Below are 24428 nucleotides of genomic sequence, written 5' to 3'. Positions count from 1 at the left end.
CATCCGTGCGCGTGGCGGCAAGTTTTCTGCGTGCCCGCACAAGCTTCCAGGCCCGCCCCGTCCTACGGTCACCAAATCGCGACATTTCATCACCGTCCGATACCCCACCCACCCCGGCCCCGGGCGTCTCGCGCCTGTCGCGGCCGTCCTCCCCTGCGCACGAGGAATCGATGGAGCACATCCTGTGGGCGGCGGCACTGGCCGTCGCGGTCGCCGTCGCCGCCGCCCTGCTGGCCCGGCAGCACCGGTCGACCGCCGGGCTCCGCGACCGCAACGCCGAGCTGTCGGACGCCCTCGACCTGCGCGACAAGGAACTGGCGCACCTCGCGGCGGTCCGGCTGCCCGAGTTGATGGAGTCCCTGCAGAACTCGGCCGTCCGGGTGAGCGGCCCGCTGCACCGGCGGCTGGACGCCAGGGCGCCCGCGTTCGCGCAGGACATGCAGAAGATCATGGACCTGTTCGGCGGGTCGGTCGGGCGCGTGATCGAGCACGCCGCGCTGGCGGGCCGGTCGACGGGGCGCTCGATGATGCGCACGATGCAGAGCCTCGCCAACGAGCAGCAGCTCGCCATCTCCACGATGCAGGAGCGGCACGACGACCCCGACGTGCTCGAGGGGCTGCTGCGCATCGACCACATGAACGCCCAGCTCGGCCGCCGGGCGCAGGCCATGGCGGTGCTGAGCGGATCGTGGCCGGGCCAGCAGCGGTCGGCGTCCTCGCTGAGCGACGTGGTGCGCGGCGCCACCTCCCGCATCCGCGACTACCTGCGCGTCAACGTGCAGAACCCGGTGAACCTGGCGGTGACGAGCCGGGCCGTGGAACCGGTCGTGCTGACCATCGCCGAGCTGCTGGACAACGCCGCCCGGCACTCCCGGCCCGACACCCTGGTCGAGGTCAACTTCCAGACCACGCACAACGGCGTCGCCATCATGATCGACGACGCCGGGGTCGCGATGACGCCCGAGGAACTGCAGCGGGCGGGCGAGCGGCTGTCGGGCGCGGTGCCGGACGACGTGCAGTGGCTCGGCGACCCGCCGCAGGTCGGGTTCGCGGTCGCGGGCGTGCTCGCCGCGCGGTACGGGTTCTCGGTGTCGGTCGACACCCGGTCCCCCTACGGCGGGGTGCGGGCGGTCGTCCTGGTGCCGAACGCGCTGCTCACCGCCGTCCCGGACGCTCCGCGCGCCGAACCCGCCGCGTCCCGTCCGGCGGGCGCGGCACGGCCCCGGGACGCCGACCGGGACACCGCGCGGGACGGGAGCCGGGACGGGACGGTCACCGCGGGCGGGCTGCCGAAGCGCAGCCGGGTCGCGGTCGCCGAGCGGGTGCCGGCCGAGGACGGATCCTCCGGCGCGGGGGACGCGAGGGGTGCGGCGGCCGCCGGCGCCGCCGAACCGCCGGCGAGGCCGGCACGAGAGATCGCCGCGGGCCTCGGCGCCTGGCAGCGGGGGACCCGGTCCGGCCGCACCGGCGACCCGCCCGGTGCCGCCGGGGACGCCGGCGCCGCCGGGGACGGGGACGCGCGGCCATGAACGCGGCCAAGAACGAGGGGTGGAACGGCTCGATGGACGACGGTGTGAACCGGCTCGGCTGGATGCTGGACGACGCCCTGCGAATGCCCGGGACGCGGTACGCGATCCTGCTGTCGGCCGACGGGCTGCTGATGGCGCACTCGGAGCGCATCGGCCGCGACGACGCCGAGCGGCAGGCGGCCGGGATGGCGGGCCTGCAGTCGCTCGCCCGCAGTACCGCCGAGTTCTGCGGGGACGCGGGCACCACCTGGCGGCAGACGGTCAGCGAGTTCGACGACGGGTACGTGTTCCTCGTCGCGGCCGGGCCCGGCGCCTACCTGGCGGTGTCGGCGGCCCTGGACGTCGACATGGAGACCGTGTCGTTCCGGCTGCAGGAACTCGTGCAGCGGCTCGGCAAGGAGCTGACGAGCCCGCCGCGCCCCGACGCGGGCGGGGCCCCGGGCGGCACCGCATGACCCGCCGCCGCAACGAGCGCGCCCTGGTCCGCCCGCACGTCGTCACCGGCGGCCGGGCGCACCCGACCCGCAACGTGTTCGACCTGGTCACGCTGGTCATCGCGAACGGCGACCTGCCGCTCACCGGGCTGTCCCCCGAGAAGCTCCGCATCGTGGAGCTGTGCCGGGGCGGCGCGCTGTCGGTCGTGGAGATCGCCGGGCACCTGGAGCTTCCCGTCGGCGTCACGAAGGTGCTGCTGTCGGACCTGGTGGACGACGGCCAGCTCAGCACCCGCGCCGCGGCGCCCGCGGCGCGGACCCAGGCCCGGCTGCTGCAGGAGGTGCTCGATGGACTCCGCGCGACCCTCTGAGCCGCCCGGCGGCGGCGCGTACACGGGCGGACGGTACGTGCGCGACTCCGTCCGGACGGCCGTCAAGGTCCTCGTCGTGGGGCATTTCGCCGTCGGCAAGACCACCTACGTCGGGACGCTGTCGGAGATCCGGCCGCTGCGCACCGAGGAGCGGATGACGCAGGCCGGGGCGACCGTGGACGACCTCGCCGACATCCGCGGCAAGACCACCACGACCGTCGCGATGGACTTCGGCCGGCTGACGCTGAGCGACGACCTCGTCCTGTACCTGTTCGGGGCGCCCGGCCAGCAGCGCTTCACCCGGCTGTGGGACGACCTGGCGCGCGGGGCGCTCGGCGCGCTGATCCTCGTCGACACCGCGCGGCTCGACCAGTCGTTCGCCGTCATGGACATCGTCGAGCGGCAGGGCCTGCCGTACGCGATCGCCGTCAACCACTTCGAGGGCGCGCCGTCGTTCCCGGAGGAGGAGGTGCGGGAGGCGCTCGACCTCGCCCCCGAGACGCCGCTGGTGACGTGCGACGCCCGCGACCACGCGTCGTCCACCAAGGCCCTGATCTCGCTGGTCGACCACCTGCTCTTCCTCGATCGAAAGGCCACCACGTGAGCGAGCGGGACGGCGCGCCGGAGCGGACGAAGCTGTACGGCCCGGAGTTCGCCCACGATCCCGGCGCGATCTACGACCGGCTGCGGGCCGAGCACGGCGAGCTGGCCCCGGTGGAGCTGGCGCCGGGCGCGGACGCGACGCTCGTCATCGGCTACGACGCGGCGCTGGAGGTCATGCGCGACCCCGGCACGTTCCCGCGCGGCGGCCTGGAGTGGCAGTCGAGCCTGCCGCCGGACTGCCCGGTGCTGCCGATCTTCATGGACCGTCCCAACACCCTGTCGGCCAACGGCCCGGTGCACGCCCGCCTCCGCACGGTCATCACCGACAGCCTCGCGCGGGTCGACACGTTCGCGCTGCGCGGGTATGTGGAGACGAGCGCGAACCTGCTGATCGACGCGTTCGCCGGGAAGGGCGAGGCCGACCTCATCGCCGACTACGCCCGGCCGCTGCCGCTGCTGGTGTTCAACGAGCTGTTCGGCTGCCCGAGCGAGATCGGCGACCGGCTGCTGCGCGCCGTCAGCGGCATCTTCGACGGCGCCTACGACGGGCTGACCGCCGAGGAGGCGAACGTCATGCTCGGCAAGGCGGCCCGCGACCTGGTGGCGCTCAAGCGGGAACGGCCGGGCGCGGACGTGGCGTCGTGGATGATGAGCCATCCCGCCGGGCTCGACGACGAGGAGATGGCCGAGCAGCTCACGCTGCTGCTCGGCGCCGGCACCGAGCCGGAGCAGAACCTCATCGCGAACGGGCTGCGGCTGCTGCTGTCGGACGACCGGTTCGGCGGCGACCTCGCGGGCGGCAGCCTGCCGGTCGAGGACGCCCTCGACGAGGTCCTGTGGACCGACCCGCCGATGGCGAACTTCGGCGCCACCTACCCGCGCCGCGACCTGAACTTCCGCGGCCACTGGCTGCCCGCGCACCTCCCGGTCGTGATCAGCTACGCGGCCGCGACCACCGACCCGTCCCGCGCGGCCGCGGAGCGGACCGGCAACCGCGCCCACCTCGCGTTCGCGGCGGGCCCCCACGGCTGCCCGGCCAAGGGCCAGGCGCGGGTGATCGCGTCGCTGGCGATCGAGGCGCTGCTCGACCGGCTGCCCGACCTGGAACTGGCCGTCCCGGTCGGCGAACTGCAGTGGCGTCCCGGCCCGATCCACCGGGCGCTCGTCGAACTGCCCGTCTCGTTCCCGGTGGAGGAAGCGCGCTGGGACGCCCGTTAGGTCGCGCGGGCGAACCGGAACAGCTCGGCCCACTGCTCCGCGGTCATGCTCTTGGGCAGGGCCGCGGGCCCGACGCCCTGCCGCCGCATCCAGTCCCGGACCCGCCGCGGCGGCAGCCGCACGGCACCGGGCAGGATCTCGCCGAGCCCGCGCCCGCGCCCGGTGAACACCCGGTTCACCAGGTCCTGGTAGGGCTCGCGGTCCGCGGCGTCCACCAGCGGGCGCTCCCGGCGCGCCATCGTCAGCAGGCCGCCGTCGACGCCGGGGCGCGGCCGGAACGCGTCCGCCGGGACGCGGGCGGCGAGCGCGAACTCGAACCACGGCCACCACTGCGCGGTCATCATCGTCGCGCCGCCCACCCCGGCGCGGCGGCGGGCCACCTCCCACTGGACGAGCAGGACGGCGTCGGTCCAGCCGGGCGCCCGCAGGATGCGGCGGAGCATCGCGGTGGTCAGGTGGAACGGCAGGTTGCCGGCCAGGACGTGCGGCGCGGCGGGCACCCGGAAGCGCAGGAAGTCCGCCCGCAGGACCTCGGCCGGACGGTCGAGGCGGCGGGCCAGCCGGGCGGCGCGCCGGTGGTCGATCTCGATCGCGGTCAGGGGCCTGCCCAGGCGCCGCAGGGGCAGGGTCAGCGCGCCGTCACCGGCGCCGATCTCGATGATGGGGCCGTCCGTGGCGGCCACCAGGTCCACGAAGGCGCCGATGACCTTCGGGTCGGTGAGGAAGTTCTGGCCGAGCTCGTGCCGGCCGGGGCGCTGCGTGCGCAAGGGATCTCCGCGGCTCAGAGGGAGCCGGGCAGCGCGCAGGGGCCGCCCGGCGATGACTCGCTGGAGCGGCGGAACGATCGAGGGACGCGAAGGGACCGCCGCTAGTCGCGGCGGAACCTCGTCATCGCCGAGGCGGCGGGGCAGCACATGCCGGTCACGCTACCGGTCCGCCCGGGCGGACCGGCAACCGATTTTTCCGGCGCGTGCGTCCGTTCGATGAGTTCGCCGGGCGCCGCCGGTCTACCTTGTGTCGGACCGGACGAAGGAGACGCGATGCGCAACACCGGACTCGAGAAGCTCGACGGGCTCGTCGGCACCTGGGCGATGACGCTGTCGAACGCCCCGTTCCTGCTGGAAGGCACGGAGGTGCCGGGCACGGCCACCATCGAATGGCTCGGGGAGGCGTTCCTGACCATGGTGCAGACGTTCGAGGAGGGCGAGGGACGGTCCACGACGACCGGCGTCTTCGGGCGCAGCGACGCGAACGACGCCTACGTCGTGCTGTACCACGACGAACGGGGCGTGTGCCGCGAGTTCGCGATGACGTTCGAGGGCGGTCACTGGACGATGCTGCGCGAGGACCCGGACTTCCACCAGCGCTTCGTCGGCGACGTCGAGAAGGACCGGATCCTCGGCCGCTGGGAGGCGTCCGAGGACGAGGGCGCGACCTGGCGGAAGGACTTCGACGTCCTCTTCGTCCGCACCTGAGTCCGTCCGCACCTGAGTCCGTCCGCACCTGGGCGGCCGGGGCGCGGCGCTCAGCCGCGGGACCGGCAGTGCACCTCCAGGCCGGGGACCGCGTCCCAGCCGATGAGGCGGACGAGCCGGTCGATGTGCGCCGAGACCGAGTGCAGGACGAGCAGGCGGTCGAGGTCGCGCAGGTCGCGGGCGGCGCGGGCGAACGCGCGCAGGCCGGAGACGTCGACGAAGTGGACGCCCGCGAGGTCCACGTGGACGTCGCCGCCCGCCCGCGCCTGCGCGCCGCGCAGCGCCCGGGTGAGGTCGGGGACGTTGGACACGTCGATCTCGCCGGTGAGCCGCAGCCACGGCGAGCCGTTCCCGCCCGCGATGTGGAGCAGCGGCGAGTCGAGCTCGACGAGGTCGTAGCGGGGCGACGCCCGCTCCGGACGCGGGACGCCCGATTCGGAGTCCCCGCCGGTGATCCGCCAGACCGTCATCTGCTCCTCGCTTTTCGGGCGGGGCGCCCGCACCACCCTGATGCGACCGGCTCGACGCCACCGGAGCGGCCCCGCACGTCCCAGGTTCTCACCTCCCCCGGCTCCGCGCCCTCACCTGACGGGAAAACCTGGACCGTTCGGTTGATCACATGATCAAAGCTGCGGGAGCAGGCGGCCCGGGGTGATCGGGAGATCCCGGACACGGACCCCGGTGGCGTGGTGGACGGCGTTCGCGATGGCCGCCGCCGCGCCCACGATGCCGATCTCGCCGATGCCCTTGGAGCCCATCGGGTTGAGATGCGGGTCGATCTCCTCGATCCAGGCCGCGTCGACGTTGTGGACGTCGGCGCAGGACGGCACGTGGTACTGCGCGAGGTCGCGGTTCAGGTAGTCGCCGAACCCGGCGTCCATGACGCTCTCCTCCATCAGCGCCATGCCGATCCCCATCGTCATGCCGCCGATGAACTGCGAGCGCGCGGTCGTCGGGTTGATGATCCGCCCGGCCGCGAACACGCCGAGCATGCGCGGGACGCGGACCTCGCCGGTGTCGACGTCCACCTCGACCTCGGCGAACTGGGCGCCGAACGCGTGCCGCGCGTACTCCTCGCGGGCCTTCAGCAGGTCCGCGGAGTCGGCGGACGCCTCGATCCCCTCGGGCGGCACCGCGCCGTTCAGCTTCCCCCGCAGGCTCTCGCAGGCGAGGACGACGGCCGTCCCCCAGCTCGCGGTGCCCGACGAGCCGCCGGCGACGGACGCGGCGGGGTGCGCGCTGTCGCCGAGCTCGATCCGGACGGCGTCCAGGTCGGACTTGAGCGTCTCCGCGGCGATCATCCCGAGCGCGGTGCGGGCGCCGGTGCCGATGTCGGCGGCGGCGATCCGGACGGTGAACGTCCCGTCGGGCTCCGCGCGGGCGATCGCCTTGCCGGGGCTCTGGTAGGCGGGGTAGGTGGCGGCGGCGACGCCCGTCCCGAGCAGCTTGCGGCCGACGCGGCGGACGCCCGCCGCGGGGTCGCGGTGGTCCCAGCCGAAGCGCTCGGCGCCCTCCCGCAGGCAGGCGACCAGGTTGCGGGAGCTGAACGGCTTCCCGCTCTCGGGCTCGGTGCCGGTGTCGTTGCGGACGCGCAGCTCGATCGGGTCGACGCCCGCGGCGACGGCCAGCTCGTCCATCGCCGACTCCAGTGCGTACATGCCGGGCGTCTCGCCGGGCGCCCGCATCCACGACGGCGTCGGGACGTCGAGGGCGACGAGCCGGTGGGACGTGCGGCGGTGCTCCGCCGCGTACATCGTGCGGGTCGGCGTCGCGGTCTGCTCCGCGAACTCCTTGACGGTCGAGGTCTGCTCGAACACCGCGTGGTCGATCGCGTTGAGCCGTCCGTCCGCGTCGGCGCCCAGCCGGATCCGCTGGACGGTCGGGGTGCGGTACCCGGTCGTGGCGAACATCTGCTGGCGCGGGACGGCGAACTTCACCGGGCGCCCGACGGCCTGCGCGGCCATCGCGGCGAGGACGGCGTTCGGGCGCGGCGTCCCCTTCGACCCGAACCCGCCGCCGACGTGCGGGGACACGACGCGCACCCGGGACGGGTCGATACCGAAGATCGGGGCGAGCGTGGACTGCACGGCGGACGCGCCCTGGTTGGAGTCGTAGAGGACGAGTCCGCCGTCCTTGTCCCAGTGGGCGATCGTGCTGTGCGGCTCCATCGGGTTGTTGTGCTCGGCCGGGGTCGAGTAGGTGGCCTCGACGCGCACGACGGACGAGGAGAACGCCTCGTCCGGGTCGCCCCGCTCGGTGTCGGCGGGGAACACCGGGTTGACCTTGTCCGGCCGGTACAGGCCCGGATGGTCGTCGCGCAGCCGGACGTCCGGTTCCTCCTCGGCGTACTCCACCCGGACGTGCCGCGCCGCCTCGACCGCCGTCTCGAGCGTCTCGGCGACGACCGCCGCGACGAACTGCCCCCGGTACGCGACCGTCCGGGACTGGAACACCGCCAGCTCGCCGTCCGCCGCGTCCCCCAGCCGGGGCGCGTTCTCGCAGGACAGGACGTCCAGGACGCCCGGCATCGCGCGGGCGAGCGAGTCGTCCACCCAGCGGATCTCGCCCTTGCCCACCGCCGCCTGGACGGCCGCCGCGTACACCGCGCCCTCGACCGGGTACTCGTAGGCGTACCGCGCCGCCCCGGTGACCTTCTCCCGGCTCTCCGTCCGGCTCGTCATCAGGAAGCCTCCCGCAGGTCCAGCAGCGTGCGGACGATCAGGTTGCGCGCCAGCGGCACCTTGTAGGCGTTGTCGCGCAGCGGCTCGGCCGCCTCCAGCTCGGCCTCGGCGGCCCGCAGGAACGTCTCCTCGTCGGCCGGGGCGCCGCGCAGGACGTCCTCGGCCCGGCGGCACCGCCACGGCTTGTGCGCGACGCCGCCCAGCGCGAGCCGCACGTCCCGGACCACGCCGCCCTCCCCGTCCGGGACCGTCGCGCCCACCGTGCGGACCGCCGCCGCGACCGACACCAGCGCGAACGCGAACGACGCGCGCTCGCGCACCTTCCGGTACCGCGACGGCATCGCCAGCGGCGGGACCTCGACGGCCGTGACCAGGTCGCCGTCCCGCAGGTTCGAGTCGCGCTCGGGCTCGCCGCCGGGCAGCCGGTGGAACTCCTCGAACGGGATCGTGCGCTCCCCATCGCGTCCGCGCACCCGGACGGACGCGTCCAGCGCGGCCAGCGCCACCGCCATGTCGGACGGGTGCGTCGCCACGCACTCCGGGGAATGCCCCAGGATCGCGAGGTTGTGGTGCTCGCCCTCCCTGGCCGGGCACCCCGTCCCCGGCTCGCGCTTGTTGCACGGCTTGGACGCGTCCTGGAAGTACGAGCAGCGCGTCCGCTGGAGCAGGTTGCCGCCCACCGTGGCCTGGTTGCGTATCTGGCCGGACGCGCCCATGAGCACGGCCTGCGCCAGCATCGGGTGGGTCTCGCGCACGGTCCGGTCCGCCGCGAGGTCGCTGTTACGGACGGCCGCGCCGATGACGAGCGTCCCGTCCGGGCGCACCTCGATCTCGCCGTACGGCAGCCGGGAGACGTCCACCAGCCGGGTGGGCTCCTCTACCCCGAGCCGCATCAGGTCCACCAGGTTGGTCCCGCCGCCCAGGTACAGGGCCCCGTCCCGGTGCAGTTCCAGCGCGTCCGCCACGTTCGCCGGACGCTCGTACACGAACGGCCTCATGTCCTGGACGCCTCCTTGATCCGTTCGGCCACCGCACCCGGGTCGCGCGCCGCCCGGTTCGTCTCTCCGGCGACATCGCGCACCGCGGCGACGATCCCGACGTACGCGCCGCACCGGCACAGGTTGCCGCTCATCCGCTCGCGGATCTCCGCGTCGTCCAGGAACGGGTCGCGGGAGACGTCGGCCGTCACCGCGCTCGGCCAGCCCGCGCGCGCCTCGTCCAGCATCGCCGTCGCCGAGCACAGCTGCCCCGGCGTGCAGTACCCGCACTGGAACGCGTCGTTCTCGACGAACGCCTCCTGCACCGCGCTGAGCCGCCCGTCCGCCGCCAGCCCCTCCACGGTGACGACCTCGGCGCCGTCGTGCGCGACCGCGAGCGCGAGGCACGCGTTGGCGCGACGGCCGTCCAGCAGCACCGTGCACGCGCCGCACTGCCCGTGGTCGCAGCCCTTCTTCGAGCCGGTCAGCCCGAGCGTCTCCCGCAGCACGTCGAGCAGCGACGACCGCGTGTCGACCCGCAGCCGCCGCTCGCTCCCGTTCACGGTCAGGGTGACGTCCGCGTGCACCGGCCGAGCTTCACTGTCCATGCCCCGCCCCCTACCCGGATTCGCCCCCGAGTCACCGATCGCGCGGCCCGCTCGCCCGGGAAGCAAATTCTCACCCTAGGTAACTTTGCGCGTGCTGTAAGTTGCGGACCGTCCCCGATGAAAGGCCGGTCGATGCAACCGTTCGAGCTGCCCGACTTCTACCTCCCGTACCCCGCGCGCCTGAACCCGCATCTGGAGCCGACACGGGTGCACAGCAGGGCGTGGGCCCGCGACATGGGGATGCTGGACGAGACCCGCGACCCCGGAACCCCCGACATCTGGGACGAGGCCGAACTCGACGCGCACGACTACCCGCTCCTGTGCGCCTACACCCATCCCGATTGCGACGGCCCTGAACTCGACCTCATCACCGACTGGTACGTCTGGGTGTTCTACTTCGACGACCATTTCCTCGAGGTCTTCAAGAAGCCGCAGGACCACACGGGCGCCCGCTCCTACCTCGACCGGCTCCCCCTGTTCATGTCGCTCGAACCCCCCGAAGCCACCAACGCGGTCGAACGGGGCCTCGCCGATCTCTGGGCGCGGACCGTCCCGTCCAGGTCGGACGCGTGGCGCGAGCGGTTCGCCGTCAGCACCGACAACCTGCTCCGCGAATCGCTGTGGGAACTGCGCAACATCAGCGACGGCCGCGTCCCGAACCCCGTCGAGTACATCGAGATGCGCCGCAAGGTCGGCGGGGCACCCTGGTCGGCGGACCTCGTCGAGCACGCCGCCGGCGTCGAGATCCCGGAACGGGTCGTCGCCACCCGGCCGCTGCGCGTCCTGAAGGACACGTTCTCCGACGGCGTCCACCTGCGCAACGACATCTTCAGCTACCAGCGCGAGACCGAGCGCGAGGGCGAGATCAACAACTGCGTCCTGGTGATGGAGCGCTTCCTGGACGTCGCCCCGCAGACCGCCGCCGACACCGTCAACGACCTCCTGACCTCCCGGCTGCGCCAGTTCGAGAACACGACCCTCACCGAACTCCCCCAACTCTTCGAGGAGGCCTCCCTCGACCCGTCCGAACGGGCCGCCGTCGCCGCGTACGTGAAGGGACTGCAGGACTGGCAGTCCGGCGGGCACGAGTGGCACGAGTCGTCCAGCCGGTACATGAACAAGCGGTCCCTCGGCATGTCCGCGGCCCGCCTGCCCGCCATCGTCAAGTCCGCGCGCCTGAGCGTCCCGCACGTCCCGCACCAGAAGGTGGGGCCGACGCCCCTCCCCGACTTCGACGTCCCGTACCGGGCGCGCGTCAACCCGCACCGCGCCCGCGCGGGCCGGAACTGCATCGAGTGGGCCGGGCTGATGGGGATGTTCTCGCCGCACCCGCGCCTGCCCGTCCCGATCTGGAACCCCGACAAGCTGCGGGGCTGCGCCCTGGAGATCTGCGCCGCCTCCATCTCCCCCGACCTGAGCGCCGACGCCCTCGACCTCGCCACCCAGTGGCTCGCCGTCGGCACCTACGGCGACGACTACTTCCCCGCCGTCTACAACCGCGACCGCGACATGGCGGGCGCGAAGCTGTTCAACGCGCGCGTCCCCGGCCTCCTCCCCCTCGACCTCGGTGACACGCCCGCCCCCGAGAACGCCTTCGAGAAGGGCCTCGCCGACCTGTGGCGCCGCACCGCCGCCCCCATGGACGACCGCGGCCGCCGCGAGTTCCGCGCCTCCGTCGAGCACATGGTGGAGAGCTGGGTCTGGGAGCTGAACAACCACCTGCAGGGCCGCGTCCCCGACCCTGTCGACTACGTCGAGATGCGCCGCCACACGTTCGGGTCCGAGATGACGATGGCCCTCTCCCGCATCGAGCACTCCGCCGCGATCCCCGCCGAGGTCTTCCGCACCCGCACGCTCCGCGAACTCGACGTCTCCGCCATGGACGTCGCGTGCCTCATGAACGACGTCTTCTCGTACCAGAAGGAGATCGAGTACGAGGGCGAGCTGAACAACGGTCTCCTCGCCGTCCAGCACTTCTTCGACTGCGGCCGCGACGAGGCCCTCCCGATCGTGAACGACCTCATCACGTCCCGCCGCCGCCAGTTCGAGCACCTCGTGGCCAACGACCTGCCCGCCCTGTGCGACGACCTCGCCCTCGACGGCCGCGCCCGCACGGCCCTCGACGCCTACGTCGAGGAGATCCGCGACTGGATGGCCGGAATCCTCAAGTGGCACCGCGAGTCCGACCGCTACGACGAACGCGCCGTCCCCGCCCGCGACCTGCGCCCCACAGGCCTCGGCACGTCCGCCGTCCGCGCCTTCCTCACCCAGGCCGCCCGCGGCTGACCCGCCGGGGTCTCCGGCGGTCCCCGGTCGTCAGGACGCGAGGGTTCCGGGGGACAGGATCGTCTGGACGGTGACGAACGCCGCCACCACGAAGACGAACACGGCGAAGGCGCGGCGCAGCCGGTCGGCGTTCACGCGGTGCGCCAGGCGTGCGGCGGCGAGCGAGCCGGCGACGGCGGCGACGGTGAAGCCGCCCACGACCCACGGGTCGAGGGCGGCGTCGCCCGCGTGGACCGCGAAACCGGCGGCGGCGTTGACCGCCACGATGACGAGCGAGGTGCCGACGGCCGCCGCCATCGGCAGGCCCAGGCCGAGGACGAGCGCGGGGATGACGAGGAACCCGCCGCCGACACCGAACAGGCCCGTCAGGACCCCGACGACCGCCCCGGCGGCGAGCGACTTCGGGAGGCAGCTGCGCCAGTTCACACCGCCGCCCGGCAGGGCGCAGGCCCCGCCCTGCGGGGCCTCCCCGGTGAGCATGCGCGCTCCCGCGGCCACCATCAGCGCCGCGAACCCGAACATGATCGCCTGGTCCGGCAGCAGCCGGCCGAGCGCGGCGCCGCCGATCGCCGCCGCCGCGCCCGCACCGCCGACGACGCCCGCGATGCGCCACCGGACCTCTCCGGCGCGGATCCGCGGCAGCGCGGCGGTCGCCGAGGAGATCCCCACCACCAGCAGGGACGCCGGGATGGCCGCCGACAGCGGGAGTCCGGCACCATAGACCAGGGCGGGCACCGCCAGGATGGAGCCCCCGCCGCCCAGCAGGCCGAGCAGCACGCCGATCAGCGCACCGAGGAACAGGACGACCGTCATCGGGACTCCTTCCGCGGGCGGTTCAGCCGCCGGTTGCGTGGAGGGCGGCCCGGACGTCGGCGATGCCGGTGCGGGGGCCGCGGTTGTACGGGAGCTTCGACAGGGCCGTGCCCATCGCGCAGGTGTTGGAGAGCGCGGCGAACGTCAGGCCGCCGCCGATGGCCCCGGCGGCCCACTTCGCGCGGGGGACGATCGTGCTGGCCAGGACCGACGTCAGGACGATCGAGCCCGCGACGAGCCGCACCTGGCGTTCGAGGTCCCAGCGCGGTCGGCCCGTCAGGACGGGCGCGCCGTCGGCCTGCCAGGCGGCGACGCCGCCGGACAGGACGCGCAGGCCGGGCAGGCCGGCGTCGGCGAGCGTCCGCGCGGCCTGCTCGGCGCGGGCGCCGGAGCGGCAGACCAGGACGGTCCGCTCGTCGAGGCGGTCGCGCAGTTCGGCGGCGTGCTCGCGGAGCAGGTCGAGGGGGACGTTGCGGGCACCGGGAATGCGCACGCTCTCGAACTCGGCGGGCGTGCGGACGTCGACGACGTGCGGCGCGTCCGGGGAGCCGAGGAGGTGGCGCAGGGCGGCGGTGTCCAGGGTCATGTGCGTTCCTGATCAGTCTTGGGAGTTGCCATCGGGCAGACTCCTGAGTGGTCCGCCAGCGGGTGAGCACTATGCGCTCCTGGGCTGTGAGCCCTGATGAAAGATCGTGCCCCTGCTGGTCGGCTGAAGGAGTGATCGCTTCGTTCAGGCGGCGAGGGCGAGGCCCGTGTCGGCCGCGCCCGCGTAGGCGTCGTCGATGTGGACGACCGTGCGTCCGGCGCGCGCGAGGAGGGCGGCGGCGGCCGCGGCGCGGTAGCCGGAGCCGCAGTGCACCCACACGGTGCCGGGCGGGACGTCGTCGAGGCGCGCGGGAAGTTCGGGCAGCGGGACGTGCACGGCGCCGGAGACGTGGCTCTCGCGCCACTCGCCGGCCAGCCGGACGTCGAGGACGACGTCCGCGGCGGGCAGGTCGCCGGGCGTGCGGCCCGCGCGGGCGGCGGCGAGGTCGGCGAACGTCGCGACGGGGAGGCCGCTCGTGCGTCCCGGGTCGCCGTCCGCCCAGGTCAGCGGGTCGCCGGTGGCGGCGCCGGACGGACGGTCGATGCCGATGCGCGCGAGTTCCCGCTGGGCCTCGGCGATCTGCTCGGGGCCGTCGCCGAGGAGGGTGACGGGCGCGCCCCAGGGGATCAGCCAGCCGAGCCATGTCGCCATGGGGCCGTCGAGGCCGAAGCTGAGGGTTCCGGTGAGGTGCCGGTGGGCGAACGCCTTGCGCGAGCGCAGGTCGACGACCCATTCGCCCGCGTCGATGCGGGCGCGGAGTTCGGCGGGGTCGGCGGTCGCGGCGGGGGTCAGGTCGATCAGGCCGGCGCCCTCGGTGTTCCGCGCGCCCATGTGGGCGTAGTAGGCGGGGTACGCGTCGAGGCCGGCGAGGGTCTCGGTGACGAAGTCGTCCGCTTCGAGGCGCAGGGCCGGGTTGGTGCCGCGCTCCCGGCCGATCGTGGACGCGGGCGCGTCCGACTGCGCGGCGGAGCAGAAGCTGCCGAAGCCGTGCGTGGGCCAGACCTGCGCGCCGTCGGGGAGCAGGTCGGCGAGGCGGCGGGCCGAGGCGTGCTGGCGGTGGGCGAGGTCGCGGGCGTGCCGCTCGCCGAGGAGGTCGGTGCGGCCGGTGGTGCCGAACAGCAGGGAGCCGCCGGTGAACACGCCCTCCGGGCCGTCCGGTCCGGACAGGACGTAGGAGAGGTGATGGAACGTGTGGCCGGGTGTGGCGACGGCGGAGACGCGCATGGTCGGGGAGACCGCGATCTCGTCGCCGTCGGTGACGGGAGTGCGGTCGAACCGGACGTCGTCGGCGGCGGCCACCAGGTACGCGGCGCCCGTCACCTTCGCGAGGGCGAGCCCGCCGGAGACGTAGTCGTTGTGCAGGTGGGTCTCGGCGACGTGCGTGATGCGGACGCCGAGCCGTCCGGCGAGCGCCAGGACGCGGTCGACGTCGCGCTGCGGGTCGACCACGAGCGCCACCCGACCGTCGTGGGCCAGGTAGCTGCGGTCGCCGAGGGAGGAGGTCTCGACCACCTCGGTCCGGATCGTCATCGTTCCTCCGTTCATATACCCCGGGGGGTATCCGCGGGACACACGTCGGCGCGGCCCCGGGTCGTTCGGCTCGTCAGGACAGGGAGAGGAAAAGCTTCTCCAGCCGCTCCGGAGTGATCGGCGGCTTCTCGCCGCGCTCGCGCGCGACCTGGCACTGCTCCAGCCCGGTAGAAATGATCTTGAATCCGGCGCGGTCGAGCGCCTTGGAGACGGCGGCGAGCTGGATGAGGACCTGCTCGCAGTCCTCGCCGTTCTCCACCATTCCGATCACCCCGCCGAGCTGGCCGTGCGCCCGCTTCAACCGGGTGAGGGCATCGGCCAGGACGGTCGCATCCATCTCCATCGGGCTCCCCTTCATCGTCTTCATCTGCGACAACGGATACCCCCAGGGGTATATTCCCGGCCGTCAGGCCAGGGTGTCGCGGACGGTCATGAGGGCTTGGCCGAGGAGGTTCTGGCCGCGCCAGGCGTCGGGGCGGTCGGCACGCGGGTCGTCGGCGGCCAGACCGATGCCCCACACGCGGTCGAGCGGGCTCGCCTCGACGAGGATCCGGCTGCGAGTGCCGAGCAGGTAGGCGCGCAGGTCGTCGTGCTCGGTGAACCTGGCGAGGTTGCCGCGGACGACGATGCCGAGCCGGTGCTCGCGCCACACCGCCTCGTCGAAGCCGGTGACGCGGCGGCCGAGATCCTTCGCGCCGCCGGGGTGCGGGGCGGCCACGATCGCCGCCGCGGCGCGTTCGTCCCCGAAGAGGCGCGCCTTCTCCGCCATCATGTAGTGCTCGGCCGTCGCGTACCGGACGCCGTCCACCGTGAAGGGGGACGCGTGCCACTGGCTCAGGCATCCGGTGGGGCCGCGGTGGCTCCAGAAGAACAGGAACTTCAGGCGGGCGCCGGTCCGCTGCAGGGCGATCAACTCGGGGACGTCCATGGGGCGAGAGTGCCAGGACGGACGCGGTGCGGCGACCGGTTTTCCCGGGACGGAATTGATCATGGAATGGCCGTGTTATCACGGAGGCGGATGATCCGCCACCGGATCGAGGTCTAGACCATTTTGCCGAACCGGGTGGGTCATCGGAGAAGATCTCCTTATTTCGGTAGGCCGAGCCACCGAGAAGCGTCTACGGGAGGACAGAAGCAGAAATGGACAGCCCTCTGGCGAACCCTCGTCGTACCCAGCTCGACGCGTGGCCCTCGGCGGGCTCCGCGGACGCCGAGCCGGAGCGGGTGACCGCGTCCGTATCGTCGGCCGAGTCGTCCGGCTCGGGCGAGGACGAGCTGGCCGAGCTCTGAACCGGCCGGCGCCGGAACGCCGTGACCCGCCCCCCTCGGGCGGGTCACGGCGTTCCGGCATGGCCCATGGGCATGATCGCGAGTGATGTGCAACACGTCACCCCGCAACTGACGTAGGGGATATACGTCGCGGTGCGGTCCCCCGCCAAACGATGGCCAAAGAGCATTTACTACGCCTTTGCCATCGGCTTGCCGTGCTCCGCGCATGGAGCACCACCACGGGGAGATCTTGCGTACATGCCCTCTGCCGCCCTGCCCACCGAGGCTCCGACCTACGACGTCGCCGTCATCGGGCTCGGCTATGTAGGCCTGCCGACCGCGCTCGCGTTCCACGCCCGGGGCCTGCGGGTCCTCGGCGTCGACCTGGACACCGGGCGACTCGAGGACATCCGCGGCGGGCGGGTCGACCTGCTGCGTTCCGACCACGAGCGGCTGCGCGCGGCGGGGGACGCGCTGGCCGTCACCGACGATCCCGCCGCGGCGGCCGCCGCCGACGCGGTGCTGATCTGCGTGCCGACGCCCGTGGACCGGCACCTCGTGCCCGACCTCGGGGCGCTCGGCGCCGCGTGCGCGACGGCCGTCGCGCACGCGCGGCCCGGGCAGACGATCGTCCTGACGTCCACGACGTACGTGGGATCGACGCACGACATGCTCGTGGCGCCGCTCGCCGCGCGGGGGCTGCGGGTCGGGACGGACGTGTTCGTCGCGTTCAGTCCCGAGCGGATCGACCCCGGCAACGACCGGCACGCCCACGAGGACGTCCCGCGGGTGGTGGGGGGCGTCACGCCCAGGTGCGCGGCACGGGCCGCCGGGGTGCTCGGACGGTACGCCGAGCGGCTGCACCGGGTGGCGTCCGCGGAGGCGGCGGAGATGACGAAGCTGCTGGAGAACACGTTCCGGGCGGTCAACATCGCGCTCGTCAACGAGTTCGCGGACGCGGCCGGCGTGCTCGGCCTCGACGTCATGGAGGTCATCGAGGCGGCCGCGACGAAGCCGTACGGGTACATGCCGTTCTTCCCCGGACCTGGCGCGGGCGGGCACTGCATCCCCTGCGACCCGCACTACCTGCTGTGGCAGTTGCGCGGCGACCGGCTGCACCCGCCGGTGGTCGCGGCCGCGATGAACGCCATCGCGGCGCGCCCCCGCCAGGTCGTCGAGCGGTCCCGGCAGGTGCTGTCGGACGCGGGGCGCGGGCTGGCCGGCGCGGACGTCCTGGTGCTCGGCGTCGCGTACAAGCCGGGCGTGGAGGACCTGCGGGAGTCGCCCGCGCTGGAGGTCATCGACGGGCTGCTCGCGGCGGGCGCCGCCGTCGCCTACCACGACCCGCTCGTCCCGGAGCTGGTCACCGGGGGCGGAACGAAGCTGGCGTCGGTCGAGCCCCGGCCCGCCGACCTCGTCATCGCGCACACCCCGCAGCCCGGCCTCGATCCGGGCGCGCTGCCGCACGACCAGCTCGTCCTGGACGCGACCTACCGGTTCCCCGGCGCGTCCCGGCGCGTGGCGCTGTGAAGCGTCCCCCCGGCCTCCCGGCCCGATCCCGGACCGGGAGGCTCACCGCGCTGGGCGCGCTGCTGTGCGTCACCGCGATCTGCGCGCTGATCGCCTGGCACGTCGGCGTGAAGCTGGCCTACCTGCGCGGCGACCTGCTGCTGTCGGCATACACGGTGCTGGTCAGCGGGTACGTGCTGAGCCGGTTCGCGCTGGCCGCCTGCTACCGGCCGCCGCGCGACGCCGGCATCACGCCGTCGGTCGCCATCGTCGTGCCCGCCTACAACGAGGGCGAGGCCGTCGCCCGGACGATCCATTCCTGCCTCGGCCTCGTCTACCCCGAGGACAGGCTCGAGGTCGTGGTCGTCAACGACGGGTCGACCGACGACACGTGGGCGCACATGGAGAAGGCCGCCGCGGAGTACCCGGACGGACGGGTGCGGTGCGTGGACCTCGGCGAGAACCGGGGCAAGCGGGCCGCGATGGCCGCCGGGATCCGCGCGACCTCGGCGGAGATCCTGGTGTTCGTCGACTCCGACTCGATGCCCGCGCCCGGCTCGGTGCGCCGCCTCGTCCAGGGCTTCGCCGACCCGAAGGTCGGCGCGATCTCCGGGCTGACCTACGTCCGCAACGCGGAGCGCAACGTCCTGACCCGGATGCAGGCGGCCCGGTACTACGTGTCGTTCCAGCTGCTCAAGAGCGCCGAGTCGGTGCTGGGCGCGGTGACGTGCTGCTCCGGCTGCTTCGCGGCGTACCGGCGGGAGGCCATCGCGCCGCTGCTGGACGAGTGGGAGCACCAGCGCTTCCTCGGCGTCGAGTGCACCTACGGCGACGACCGGGCGCTGACCAACCGGGTGATCAAAACGGGCTGGACGACCCGGTACGACGCGCGGGCCGAGGCGTGGACGGACGCGCCCGACCGGTACCGCAAGTTCTTCCGGCAGCAGCTCCGGTGGAAGAAGTCGTGGAGCCGGGAGGGCCCGCTGCTGCTCGCGCACATCTGGCGGAGCCGGACCCGCGCGCTGCCGTCGGTCGCCGTGCAGACGATCGCCGGGATGCTCAGCCCCCTCGTCGTCCTGTACGGGCTGCTGGCGCCGCTCGCGGGCGGCCGGTTCCCGCTGGTGTACTTCCTCGGCCTGTACCTGGTGGCGATGGGGTACGCGCTGCTGTACCGGATGCTGCGCAACGACGGCCTGTGGATCTACGCGTTCGTCGGGACGTTCTTCTACGTGGCGTTCTCCCCCCAGCTCCTGTGGGCGATCGCCCGGATCCGGGACGGCAAGTGGGGCACCCGCGACGAGGACGCGGGGCCTCCGGCCCCGACCCCGGTCGTCCCGCGCACATTGCGGGTCCATGGCGCGACGGGCGGCGGCGATGGCTGACCCGACGAACGAACCCGACCCGGCGGACGCCGCTGACCCGACGAACGGATCCGTCGAGCCGAACGCGGCGGACACCCCGGACGCCCCGGACGAGCCCGGCGCGGCGGACACGGCGGGCGCGGGGGGCGACCCCGCGCCGTGGGAGCGGCCGCCGCCGGAGCAGCCGCGCGGGTTCCGGGCGCTCCTCGGGTTCGTGTTCCTGTGCTCGCTCGCGCTCGCGATGGTGACGTGGGTGTCGATCAGCCGCCCGTTCGACCCCGGGCAGGCCGAGGCGGCGGCCGTCCGGCTCGACCCGGCCGTCCTGCGGGCCGCCGACGCGCTGCCCGCGCACCCGGGGACGGTCGTCGCGCTGACCTACCACGGCGTGGACGACCGCGACGGCGCGCAGGGCACGCTCACGCGGGAGCTGTTCGGGAAGCACATGGCCGCGCTGGACGCCGCCGGGTACGAGACCGTGCGCCTCCGGGACGTCCTAGACCTCCTGCGGGGACGGCCCGTCCGGCTGCCCCCGCGCGCGCTCCTGCTCACGTTCGACGACGGGCGCATCACCGACTGGACGGACGCCGACCCCGTCCTCGAGAAGCACGGGTTCACGGCGACCGCGTTCCTGCCGACGGGACGGATCGTCGAACCGGGCACGCCGTCGTACCACCTGTCGACCGAGCAGGTGCGGGCGCTCGCCGCGACCGGCCGGTGGGAGTTCGGCTCGCACACGCACGCGCTGCACGAGCGCGTCCGGATCCCGGGCGACGTGGGCGCGCCGCTGCCGAACCGGATCGTCGCGGGCGGGCGGCCGGAGACCCTGGACGCGTGGCGCTCGCGCGTCCGCGCCGATCTGGAGCGGTCGCAGGAGTTCTTCCGCCGGACGCTCGGCCACGAGGTCGCCGCGTTCTCGTACCCGTTCGGGGAGGCGACCGGCAACGACCGGCGCGCCGCCGCGGCGCTGCCGGGCCTGCTCCGGGAGGCCGGGTTCCGGGTCGCGTTCACGGGCGAGGGCGTCCCGGACGGGCACGTGGACGCGATCGGCGCGGACGCGCCGCCGCTCCGGGCGGGCCGGGTGGGCGTCCGGCACACCACGTCGGCGGCCGGGCTGCTGGAGCTGGTCCGCCGCGCGGTGCCCGCTCCCCCGCCGCACGCCCTCGCGGCGCTGCCCTGGCGCGGGGACGGCGTGACATGCGGGCGGCACGGCGCCGACCTGCGGGTCGGCGGCGAGCGGTACGGCACGTGCGTGCTGGGCGGCACCGCCGAAGGGGGTCCCAACACCGCGCGGTGGAGGGACTACCGGGTGACCGCGTCGATCTCGGGGCTGACCCCCCGGTCGGGTGCGGTCGTCGCGGTCCGGGACGGTGCGGGCGCCGGGCATCCCGGCCGCGTCGAGGTCGTCGTCGGCGACGGCGCGGTGGTGGCGCGGCAGCGGATCGGCGGCGCCCCGGTGCCGCTCGGCCGGACCGGGCTGGACGGCGGGGACGGCGGCGACGGGGCCCGCGACGTCGCGATCGAGGTGCGCGGGGACCGGCTGACGGTCTCCGTCGAGGGCGGCGGGCCGCTGCGCGCCGTCCTGTCCGGCGGGACGGGGCCGCCGGTCGACCGCGGCGGCGTGGTGCTCGGGATCACGGCGCGCGGCGGCCGGACGGTGACGTTCCACGACCCCACGTTCGTCCCGCTCCGGGGCCGCTGATCGCGCCGCCCCGGCACTCACCGAAAGAGGCGACGATGCCTTCGCTCCGACGCCCGGCCGCCGCCGCGGCCGCGCTCCTGCTGGTCCCCGCGCTGACCGCCGTCCCGGCGCACGGCGCGCCGGGCACGGTCGTGTCCCTCACGTTCGACGACGGGCACCGGGACCAGTACGACGTCGCCCGTCCGATCCTGGACGCGCACGGCATGGACGGCACGTTCTACGTCAACAGCTCTCGCGTGGACGTGCCGGGCTACATGTCGCTCGCGCAGATGCGGACGCTCGCGTCCGGCGGGCACGAGATAGGCGGGCACACCCTCACGCACGCGAACGTGCCGTCGCTGCCGGAGGCGGAGAAGCGGCGGCAGGTGTGCGACGACAGGGCGGCGCTGCTCGGCATGGGGTTCGAGGTGCGGAGTTTCGCCTACCCCTTCGGCGCGGTGGACCAGGACTCGATGAACGTCGCGGAGCACTGCGGGTACAACAGCGCGCGGACGGTCGGGGGCCTCGTCTCGCCGGGCGGCTGCGCCGGGTGCGACCGCGCCGAGACGGTCCCGCCCGCCGCGCCGTACGCCGTCCGCACGCCCGCATCGGTCCGGACGGGCACGACGCTCGACCAGCTCAAGGGGTACGTGACGCAGGCCGAGCAGTCCGGGGGCGGATGGGTGCCGCTCGTGTTCCACCACGTGTGCGACGGCTGCGGCGACGTGTACGCCGTGACGCCCGCGACGCTCGACGCGTTCCTGGACTGGCTGCAGGGGAGGGCGCCCGGCGGCACGGTCGTGCGGACGGTCGGGGAGGTCGTCGGGGGCGCGGTGCGGCCGCCCGTCACGGGGTCGCCGGCGCAGGTGCGGAACCCGTCACTCGAAGCCCCGCCGAGCGGGGTCCCTGCGTGCTTCCAGGAAGGCGGCTGGGGCGAGAACACCTTCGTCTGGACGCGGTCCCAGGACGCGCGCACCGGCCAATACGCGTACCAGGTCGAGGTCACGTCGCGTATCTCCGGCGACCGGAAACTCGTCACCCGCCAAGACGCGGGTACGTGCGCCCCCACCGCCATACCGGGACACAGGTACGAACTCGGCGTCTGGTTCAAGGGTTCCTGGCCCGGCACTGTGAGGGCGAAGATGAGCATCTATTACCGCACCGCCAGTGGTGTCTGGACGTTCTGGACGAACGGGCCCGCGCTCGCCGAGACTGGTACCTGGCAGCGATCCCTGGTCACGACTCCGCCGATCCCGGACGGAGCGACGCACCTCAGCTTCGGCGTCGCGCTCCCGGGCACCGGCACCCTCACCGTCGACGATTTCTCCCTCACGGACCTGGATGCATGATCGTGCGCCGACACCTTCTCGAGCTGGGCTTCGGGCTGCTCGCCCTGGCCGTCGTCGTCCCCCTGACCTGGCAGGAGTTCGCGCCGGGCGGCGGCGACGCGCCCGCGCGCGCCGCCGAGGCCCGCGACGTCCTCACCCCCGGGATGCTCGCGCCCGCGAGCACCGCCAACCGTTGCGAGCGCGGGCGGGTCGAGCTGACCTTCGACGACGGCCCGGACGCCTACACCCCGCAGGTCCTCGAGGTGCTGCGGGCGCACGACGCCCGCGCCGTCTTCTACGTGACCGGGGAGAAGGCCGCCGCGCGGCCCGGCCTCGTCCGCGAGATCGTCGCCGAGGGGCATCGCGTCGAGAACCACAGCTGGAACCACCCGCACCTCACCGACCTGACGCCCGCGCAGGTCCGCAGGCAGCTCGCGGACACGTCCGCCGCGATCGAGAAGGCGGGCGCGCCCCGTCCCACGTTGCTGCGGCCCCCTTCGGGGCCGGCGACGCCACGGTGGAGGCGGAGGCGCGCGCGCTCGGCATGCGGGTGGTGCGCTGGACGATCGACACGCACGACTGGCGGGGACGCCTGCCGGAGGAGATCGCGGCGACCGTCCTCACCCGCGCCGAGCCGGGCGCGGTCGTGCTGATGCACGACGGCGTCGCCGGTTCGGACGCGACCGTCCGGGCCCTCCCGCCGATCATCCGCGGGCTGCGGGCGCGCGGGTTCTGCACGGCGCTGCCGGGCTGATGCGCGGCCGGCTGATCGTCGCGGGCGCCGTCGCCGGGGCCGTCCCGGTCGTGTGGGCCGGCTGCGCTCTCACCCGCCCGGAGGACGGCGCGCTTCCCCCCGGCCGCCTCGTCACCAACGAGTACGCGCACTGGAATCCGGACGCCGGGGACGCGCGACGCTCCCCGACCTGGGACGTGACGAGCGGTTCCCTCTTCACCCGCGGCGGCCTCCTGTGGACGGGCCCGCCGGACACGCGGACGCCGAACGCGACATCGTCGAACGGCACCGGGTCGAGCGTCTTCCGGATGAACACGCACCGGGCCGATTACCGCGACCCCCGCATCACTCTGGAGTTCCGGCATCTCCGCCTCCTCCCCGACGACGCGCGCGCCACCGACGGCGTGCACGTGATGCTGCGCCGCCAGGACGAGACCGAGCTGTACGTGGCCTCGCTCAACCGGCGCGACGGGCTGCTCGTCATCAAGAAGAAGCTCACCGGCGGGCCGGACAACGGCGGCCGGTACTTCACCCTCGCGCAGATGCGGCACCCCTACCGGTTCGGCGCGTGGCAGCGGTTCGACGTCCGCGTCTCCGGCACGTCCCGGGTCGTCATCACGGTCGCGCAGGGCGGGCGCGAACTGCTTCGGGCCGTGGACGACGGCCGCCGCGACCGGCCCATCGCCCGTCCGGGCTCGGTCGGGGTGCGCGGCGACCGGTCCGAGTTCGAGTTCAGGTTCCGCGCCCGCTGACGCCGGCGCCGAACAGGCCGTCGCCGGTCGCGAGCACGGAGCGTCCCGCCGGGCGCGTGCGCGAAGTCGTGCACGGGCGCGGGGACCTCGGCCCGTCCGCGCGGCGCCGGCCGGGCGGCCGGCTACGCGGCCCATCGGGTCGAAAGCACCGGCCGGGTGCCCGGCATGGCCCCTTATCCGCTTGACCCCGGATGAGCCTTCTCCCGACCATTGCGGCATGGACTTCGCCCTGCAGTTGATCGAGACGACCTGGTCGAAGCAGTCGCGGGGCGGCAAGGCGGCGGCGCGGCGGAACTCGGTCCCGGCCGCCTTCCCGCTGCCGGACGACGCGCCGCCGTTCGTCCACACGGTGAAAATGATGGAGTGGGACGACTTCCGCCCCCGCGCCTGGGTGGAGCGCGAACTCCCCAGGGGAATCGGCGCCGAAGAGGAGCCCGGCGGTCTCCGCGTCGATTTCGGGAACCGTCCGGCCCTGGTGCTGCGGCCGGGCCGGTCCCTGCGCCGCCAATGGACCTATCGGACCGGAGGCTGCTGCGGCCCCAAGCAGTACGTGCTGTGCACGCTGAACGTCATCTACGGAAAGGTCCGCGCGGAATCCTTCCTGCACGAGCCGTCCCGTTACCTGGACGATCGGCACCCGCTCTCCGCCCGCCGGTGGACTGTCGGCCCCGGCCGCTAACGTCCCAG

The 24428-nt window shown here is 73.9% G+C and carries 25 protein-coding genes; 15 read left to right on the top strand and 10 right to left on the bottom strand.

Annotation, left to right across the window (positions count from 1 at the left end; all coding sequences use genetic code 11):
• The first annotated feature begins 170 nt into the window (after positions 1–170).
• From F7P10_RS28145 to F7P10_RS28125, 5 genes are read left to right on the top strand one after another with little or no spacing between them, the layout of a single operon-like run.
• The gene (locus tag F7P10_RS28145) at positions 171–1529 is read left to right on the top strand and encodes an ATP-binding protein (protein ID WP_151013759.1); all 1359 of its coding nucleotides are present in this window, start codon (positions 171–173) and stop codon (positions 1527–1529) included.
• Positions 1526–1984, top strand: coding sequence for a roadblock/LC7 domain-containing protein (locus F7P10_RS28140; RefSeq protein ID WP_254716063.1), 459 nt, complete (start codon positions 1526–1528; stop codon positions 1982–1984). Before F7P10_RS28145 ends, F7P10_RS28140 begins: the two co-directional genes overlap by 4 nt.
• On the top strand, positions 1981–2334 hold the full coding sequence (locus F7P10_RS28135; protein ID WP_151013758.1) for a DUF742 domain-containing protein: 354 nt from the start codon (positions 1981–1983) through the stop codon (positions 2332–2334). Before F7P10_RS28140 ends, F7P10_RS28135 begins: the two co-directional genes overlap by 4 nt.
• A complete protein-coding gene (locus F7P10_RS28130; protein WP_151013756.1) occupies positions 2312–2938 on the top strand; it encodes an ATP/GTP-binding protein in 627 nt (208 codons plus the stop codon). Before F7P10_RS28135 ends, F7P10_RS28130 begins: the two co-directional genes overlap by 23 nt.
• The gene (locus F7P10_RS28125; protein ID WP_151013754.1) at positions 2935–4155 is read left to right on the top strand and encodes a cytochrome P450; all 1221 of its coding nucleotides are present in this window, start codon (positions 2935–2937) and stop codon (positions 4153–4155) included. The genes F7P10_RS28130 and F7P10_RS28125 overlap by 4 nt, the downstream gene beginning before the upstream one ends.
• Here F7P10_RS28125 and erm read toward each other — a convergent pair.
• Positions 4152–4922, bottom strand: a complete 771-nt coding sequence (gene erm, locus F7P10_RS28120; RefSeq protein WP_151013752.1) for a 23S ribosomal RNA methyltransferase Erm — start codon at positions 4920–4922, stop codon at positions 4152–4154. The two genes, F7P10_RS28125 and erm, sit on opposite strands and share 4 nt — an antisense overlap.
• Positions 4923–5195: 273 nt before the next feature.
• Between erm and F7P10_RS28115 the strand changes: the two genes are divergently transcribed.
• Positions 5196–5630, top strand: a complete 435-nt coding sequence (locus F7P10_RS28115) for a hypothetical protein (protein ID WP_151013750.1) — start codon at positions 5196–5198, stop codon at positions 5628–5630.
• Positions 5631–5680: 50 nt separating this feature from the next.
• Here F7P10_RS28115 and F7P10_RS28110 read toward each other — a convergent pair whose 3' ends face one another.
• From F7P10_RS28110 to F7P10_RS28095, 4 genes are all read right to left on the bottom strand, one after another.
• A complete protein-coding gene (locus F7P10_RS28110) occupies positions 5681–6100 on the bottom strand; it encodes an STAS domain-containing protein (RefSeq protein WP_151013748.1) in 420 nt (139 codons plus the stop codon).
• Positions 6101–6253: 153 nt separating this feature from the next.
• Positions 6254–8311, bottom strand: a complete 2058-nt coding sequence (locus F7P10_RS28105; RefSeq protein WP_151013746.1) for a xanthine dehydrogenase family protein molybdopterin-binding subunit — start codon at positions 8309–8311, stop codon at positions 6254–6256.
• Entirely contained in the window at positions 8311–9309 is a 999-nt protein-coding gene (locus tag F7P10_RS28100; protein WP_151013744.1) for a xanthine dehydrogenase family protein subunit M, read from the bottom strand. Before F7P10_RS28100 ends, F7P10_RS28105 begins: the two co-directional genes overlap by 1 nt.
• On the bottom strand, positions 9306–9896 hold the full coding sequence (locus F7P10_RS28095; protein ID WP_176611684.1) for a 2Fe-2S iron-sulfur cluster-binding protein: 591 nt from the start codon (positions 9894–9896) through the stop codon (positions 9306–9308). Before F7P10_RS28095 ends, F7P10_RS28100 begins: the two co-directional genes overlap by 4 nt.
• 132 nt (positions 9897–10028) lie before the next feature.
• Here F7P10_RS28095 and F7P10_RS28090 point away from each other — a divergent pair, with 132 nt between their 5' ends.
• The gene (locus F7P10_RS28090; RefSeq protein WP_151013742.1) at positions 10029–12182 is read left to right on the top strand and encodes a germacradienol/geosmin synthase; all 2154 of its coding nucleotides are present in this window, start codon (positions 10029–10031) and stop codon (positions 12180–12182) included.
• A gap of 30 nt (positions 12183–12212) precedes the next feature.
• Here the strand turns inward: F7P10_RS28090 and F7P10_RS28085 are convergent, their stop codons facing one another.
• From F7P10_RS28085 to F7P10_RS28065, 5 genes are all read right to left on the bottom strand, one after another.
• Positions 12213–12995 carry a sulfite exporter TauE/SafE family protein gene (locus F7P10_RS28085; protein WP_151013740.1) on the bottom strand — a complete coding sequence of 261 codons (783 nt, stop codon included), beginning with the start codon at positions 12993–12995 and terminating at the stop codon, positions 12213–12215.
• Between the two features lie 22 nt (positions 12996–13017).
• Positions 13018–13581, bottom strand: coding sequence for a rhodanese-like domain-containing protein (locus tag F7P10_RS28080; protein ID WP_151013738.1), 564 nt, complete (start codon positions 13579–13581; stop codon positions 13018–13020).
• Positions 13582–13725: 144 nt separating this feature from the next.
• A complete protein-coding gene (locus tag F7P10_RS28075) occupies positions 13726–15111 on the bottom strand; it encodes a rhodanese-like domain-containing protein (RefSeq protein WP_151013736.1) in 1386 nt (461 codons plus the stop codon).
• Positions 15112–15184: 73 nt separating this feature from the next.
• Positions 15185–15454 carry a metal-sensitive transcriptional regulator gene (locus F7P10_RS28070; RefSeq protein ID WP_151013734.1) on the bottom strand — a complete coding sequence of 90 codons (270 nt, stop codon included), beginning with the start codon at positions 15452–15454 and terminating at the stop codon, positions 15185–15187.
• A gap of 63 nt (positions 15455–15517) precedes the next feature.
• The gene (locus F7P10_RS28065) at positions 15518–16039 is read right to left on the bottom strand and encodes an NADAR family protein (RefSeq protein WP_218040162.1); all 522 of its coding nucleotides are present in this window, start codon (positions 16037–16039) and stop codon (positions 15518–15520) included.
• A 212-nt stretch (positions 16040–16251) separates the two neighbouring features.
• On the opposite strand from F7P10_RS28065, the gene F7P10_RS42745 reads away from it, so the two are divergent.
• The 8 genes from F7P10_RS42745 (at position 16252) to F7P10_RS42740 (ending at position 24420) form a co-directional block, all read left to right on the top strand.
• On the top strand, positions 16252–16401 hold the full coding sequence (locus F7P10_RS42745) for a hypothetical protein (protein ID WP_176611683.1): 150 nt from the start codon (positions 16252–16254) through the stop codon (positions 16399–16401).
• 237 nt (positions 16402–16638) lie between these two features.
• Positions 16639–17910 (top strand): nucleotide sugar dehydrogenase, encoded by a 1272-nt coding sequence (locus F7P10_RS28060; RefSeq protein ID WP_151013730.1) that lies wholly within the window; start codon positions 16639–16641, stop codon positions 17908–17910.
• Positions 17907–19271 carry a glycosyltransferase family 2 protein gene (locus tag F7P10_RS28055; protein ID WP_151013728.1) on the top strand — a complete coding sequence of 455 codons (1365 nt, stop codon included), beginning with the start codon at positions 17907–17909 and terminating at the stop codon, positions 19269–19271. Before F7P10_RS28060 ends, F7P10_RS28055 begins: the two co-directional genes overlap by 4 nt.
• Positions 19264–20949, top strand: a complete 1686-nt coding sequence (locus F7P10_RS28050) for a polysaccharide deacetylase family protein (protein WP_151013726.1) — start codon at positions 19264–19266, stop codon at positions 20947–20949. Before F7P10_RS28055 ends, F7P10_RS28050 begins: the two co-directional genes overlap by 8 nt.
• A 35-nt stretch (positions 20950–20984) precedes the next feature.
• Entirely contained in the window at positions 20985–22277 is a 1293-nt protein-coding gene (locus F7P10_RS28045; RefSeq protein ID WP_151013724.1) for a polysaccharide deacetylase family protein, read from the top strand.
• Positions 22274–22909 (top strand): polysaccharide deacetylase family protein, encoded by a 636-nt coding sequence (locus tag F7P10_RS28040; protein WP_151013722.1) that lies wholly within the window; start codon positions 22274–22276, stop codon positions 22907–22909. Before F7P10_RS28045 ends, F7P10_RS28040 begins: the two co-directional genes overlap by 4 nt.
• 100 nt (positions 22910–23009) lie before the next feature.
• The gene (locus tag F7P10_RS28030; protein ID WP_151013718.1) at positions 23010–23741 is read left to right on the top strand and encodes a hypothetical protein; all 732 of its coding nucleotides are present in this window, start codon (positions 23010–23012) and stop codon (positions 23739–23741) included.
• Positions 23742–23958: 217 nt separating this feature from the next.
• Positions 23959–24420 carry a hypothetical protein gene (locus F7P10_RS42740; protein ID WP_176611682.1) on the top strand — a complete coding sequence of 154 codons (462 nt, stop codon included), beginning with the start codon at positions 23959–23961 and terminating at the stop codon, positions 24418–24420.
• The last annotated feature ends 8 nt before the right edge of the window (positions 24421–24428 follow it).

Origin of the sequence: Actinomadura sp. WMMB 499 (genome assembly GCF_008824145.1) — a bacterium.
Taxonomy (GTDB): domain Bacteria; phylum Actinomycetota; class Actinomycetes; order Streptosporangiales; family Streptosporangiaceae; genus Spirillospora.
Note: the sequence above shows the minus strand (reverse complement) of the source record. Positions and strands in the feature narration are given on the sequence as shown.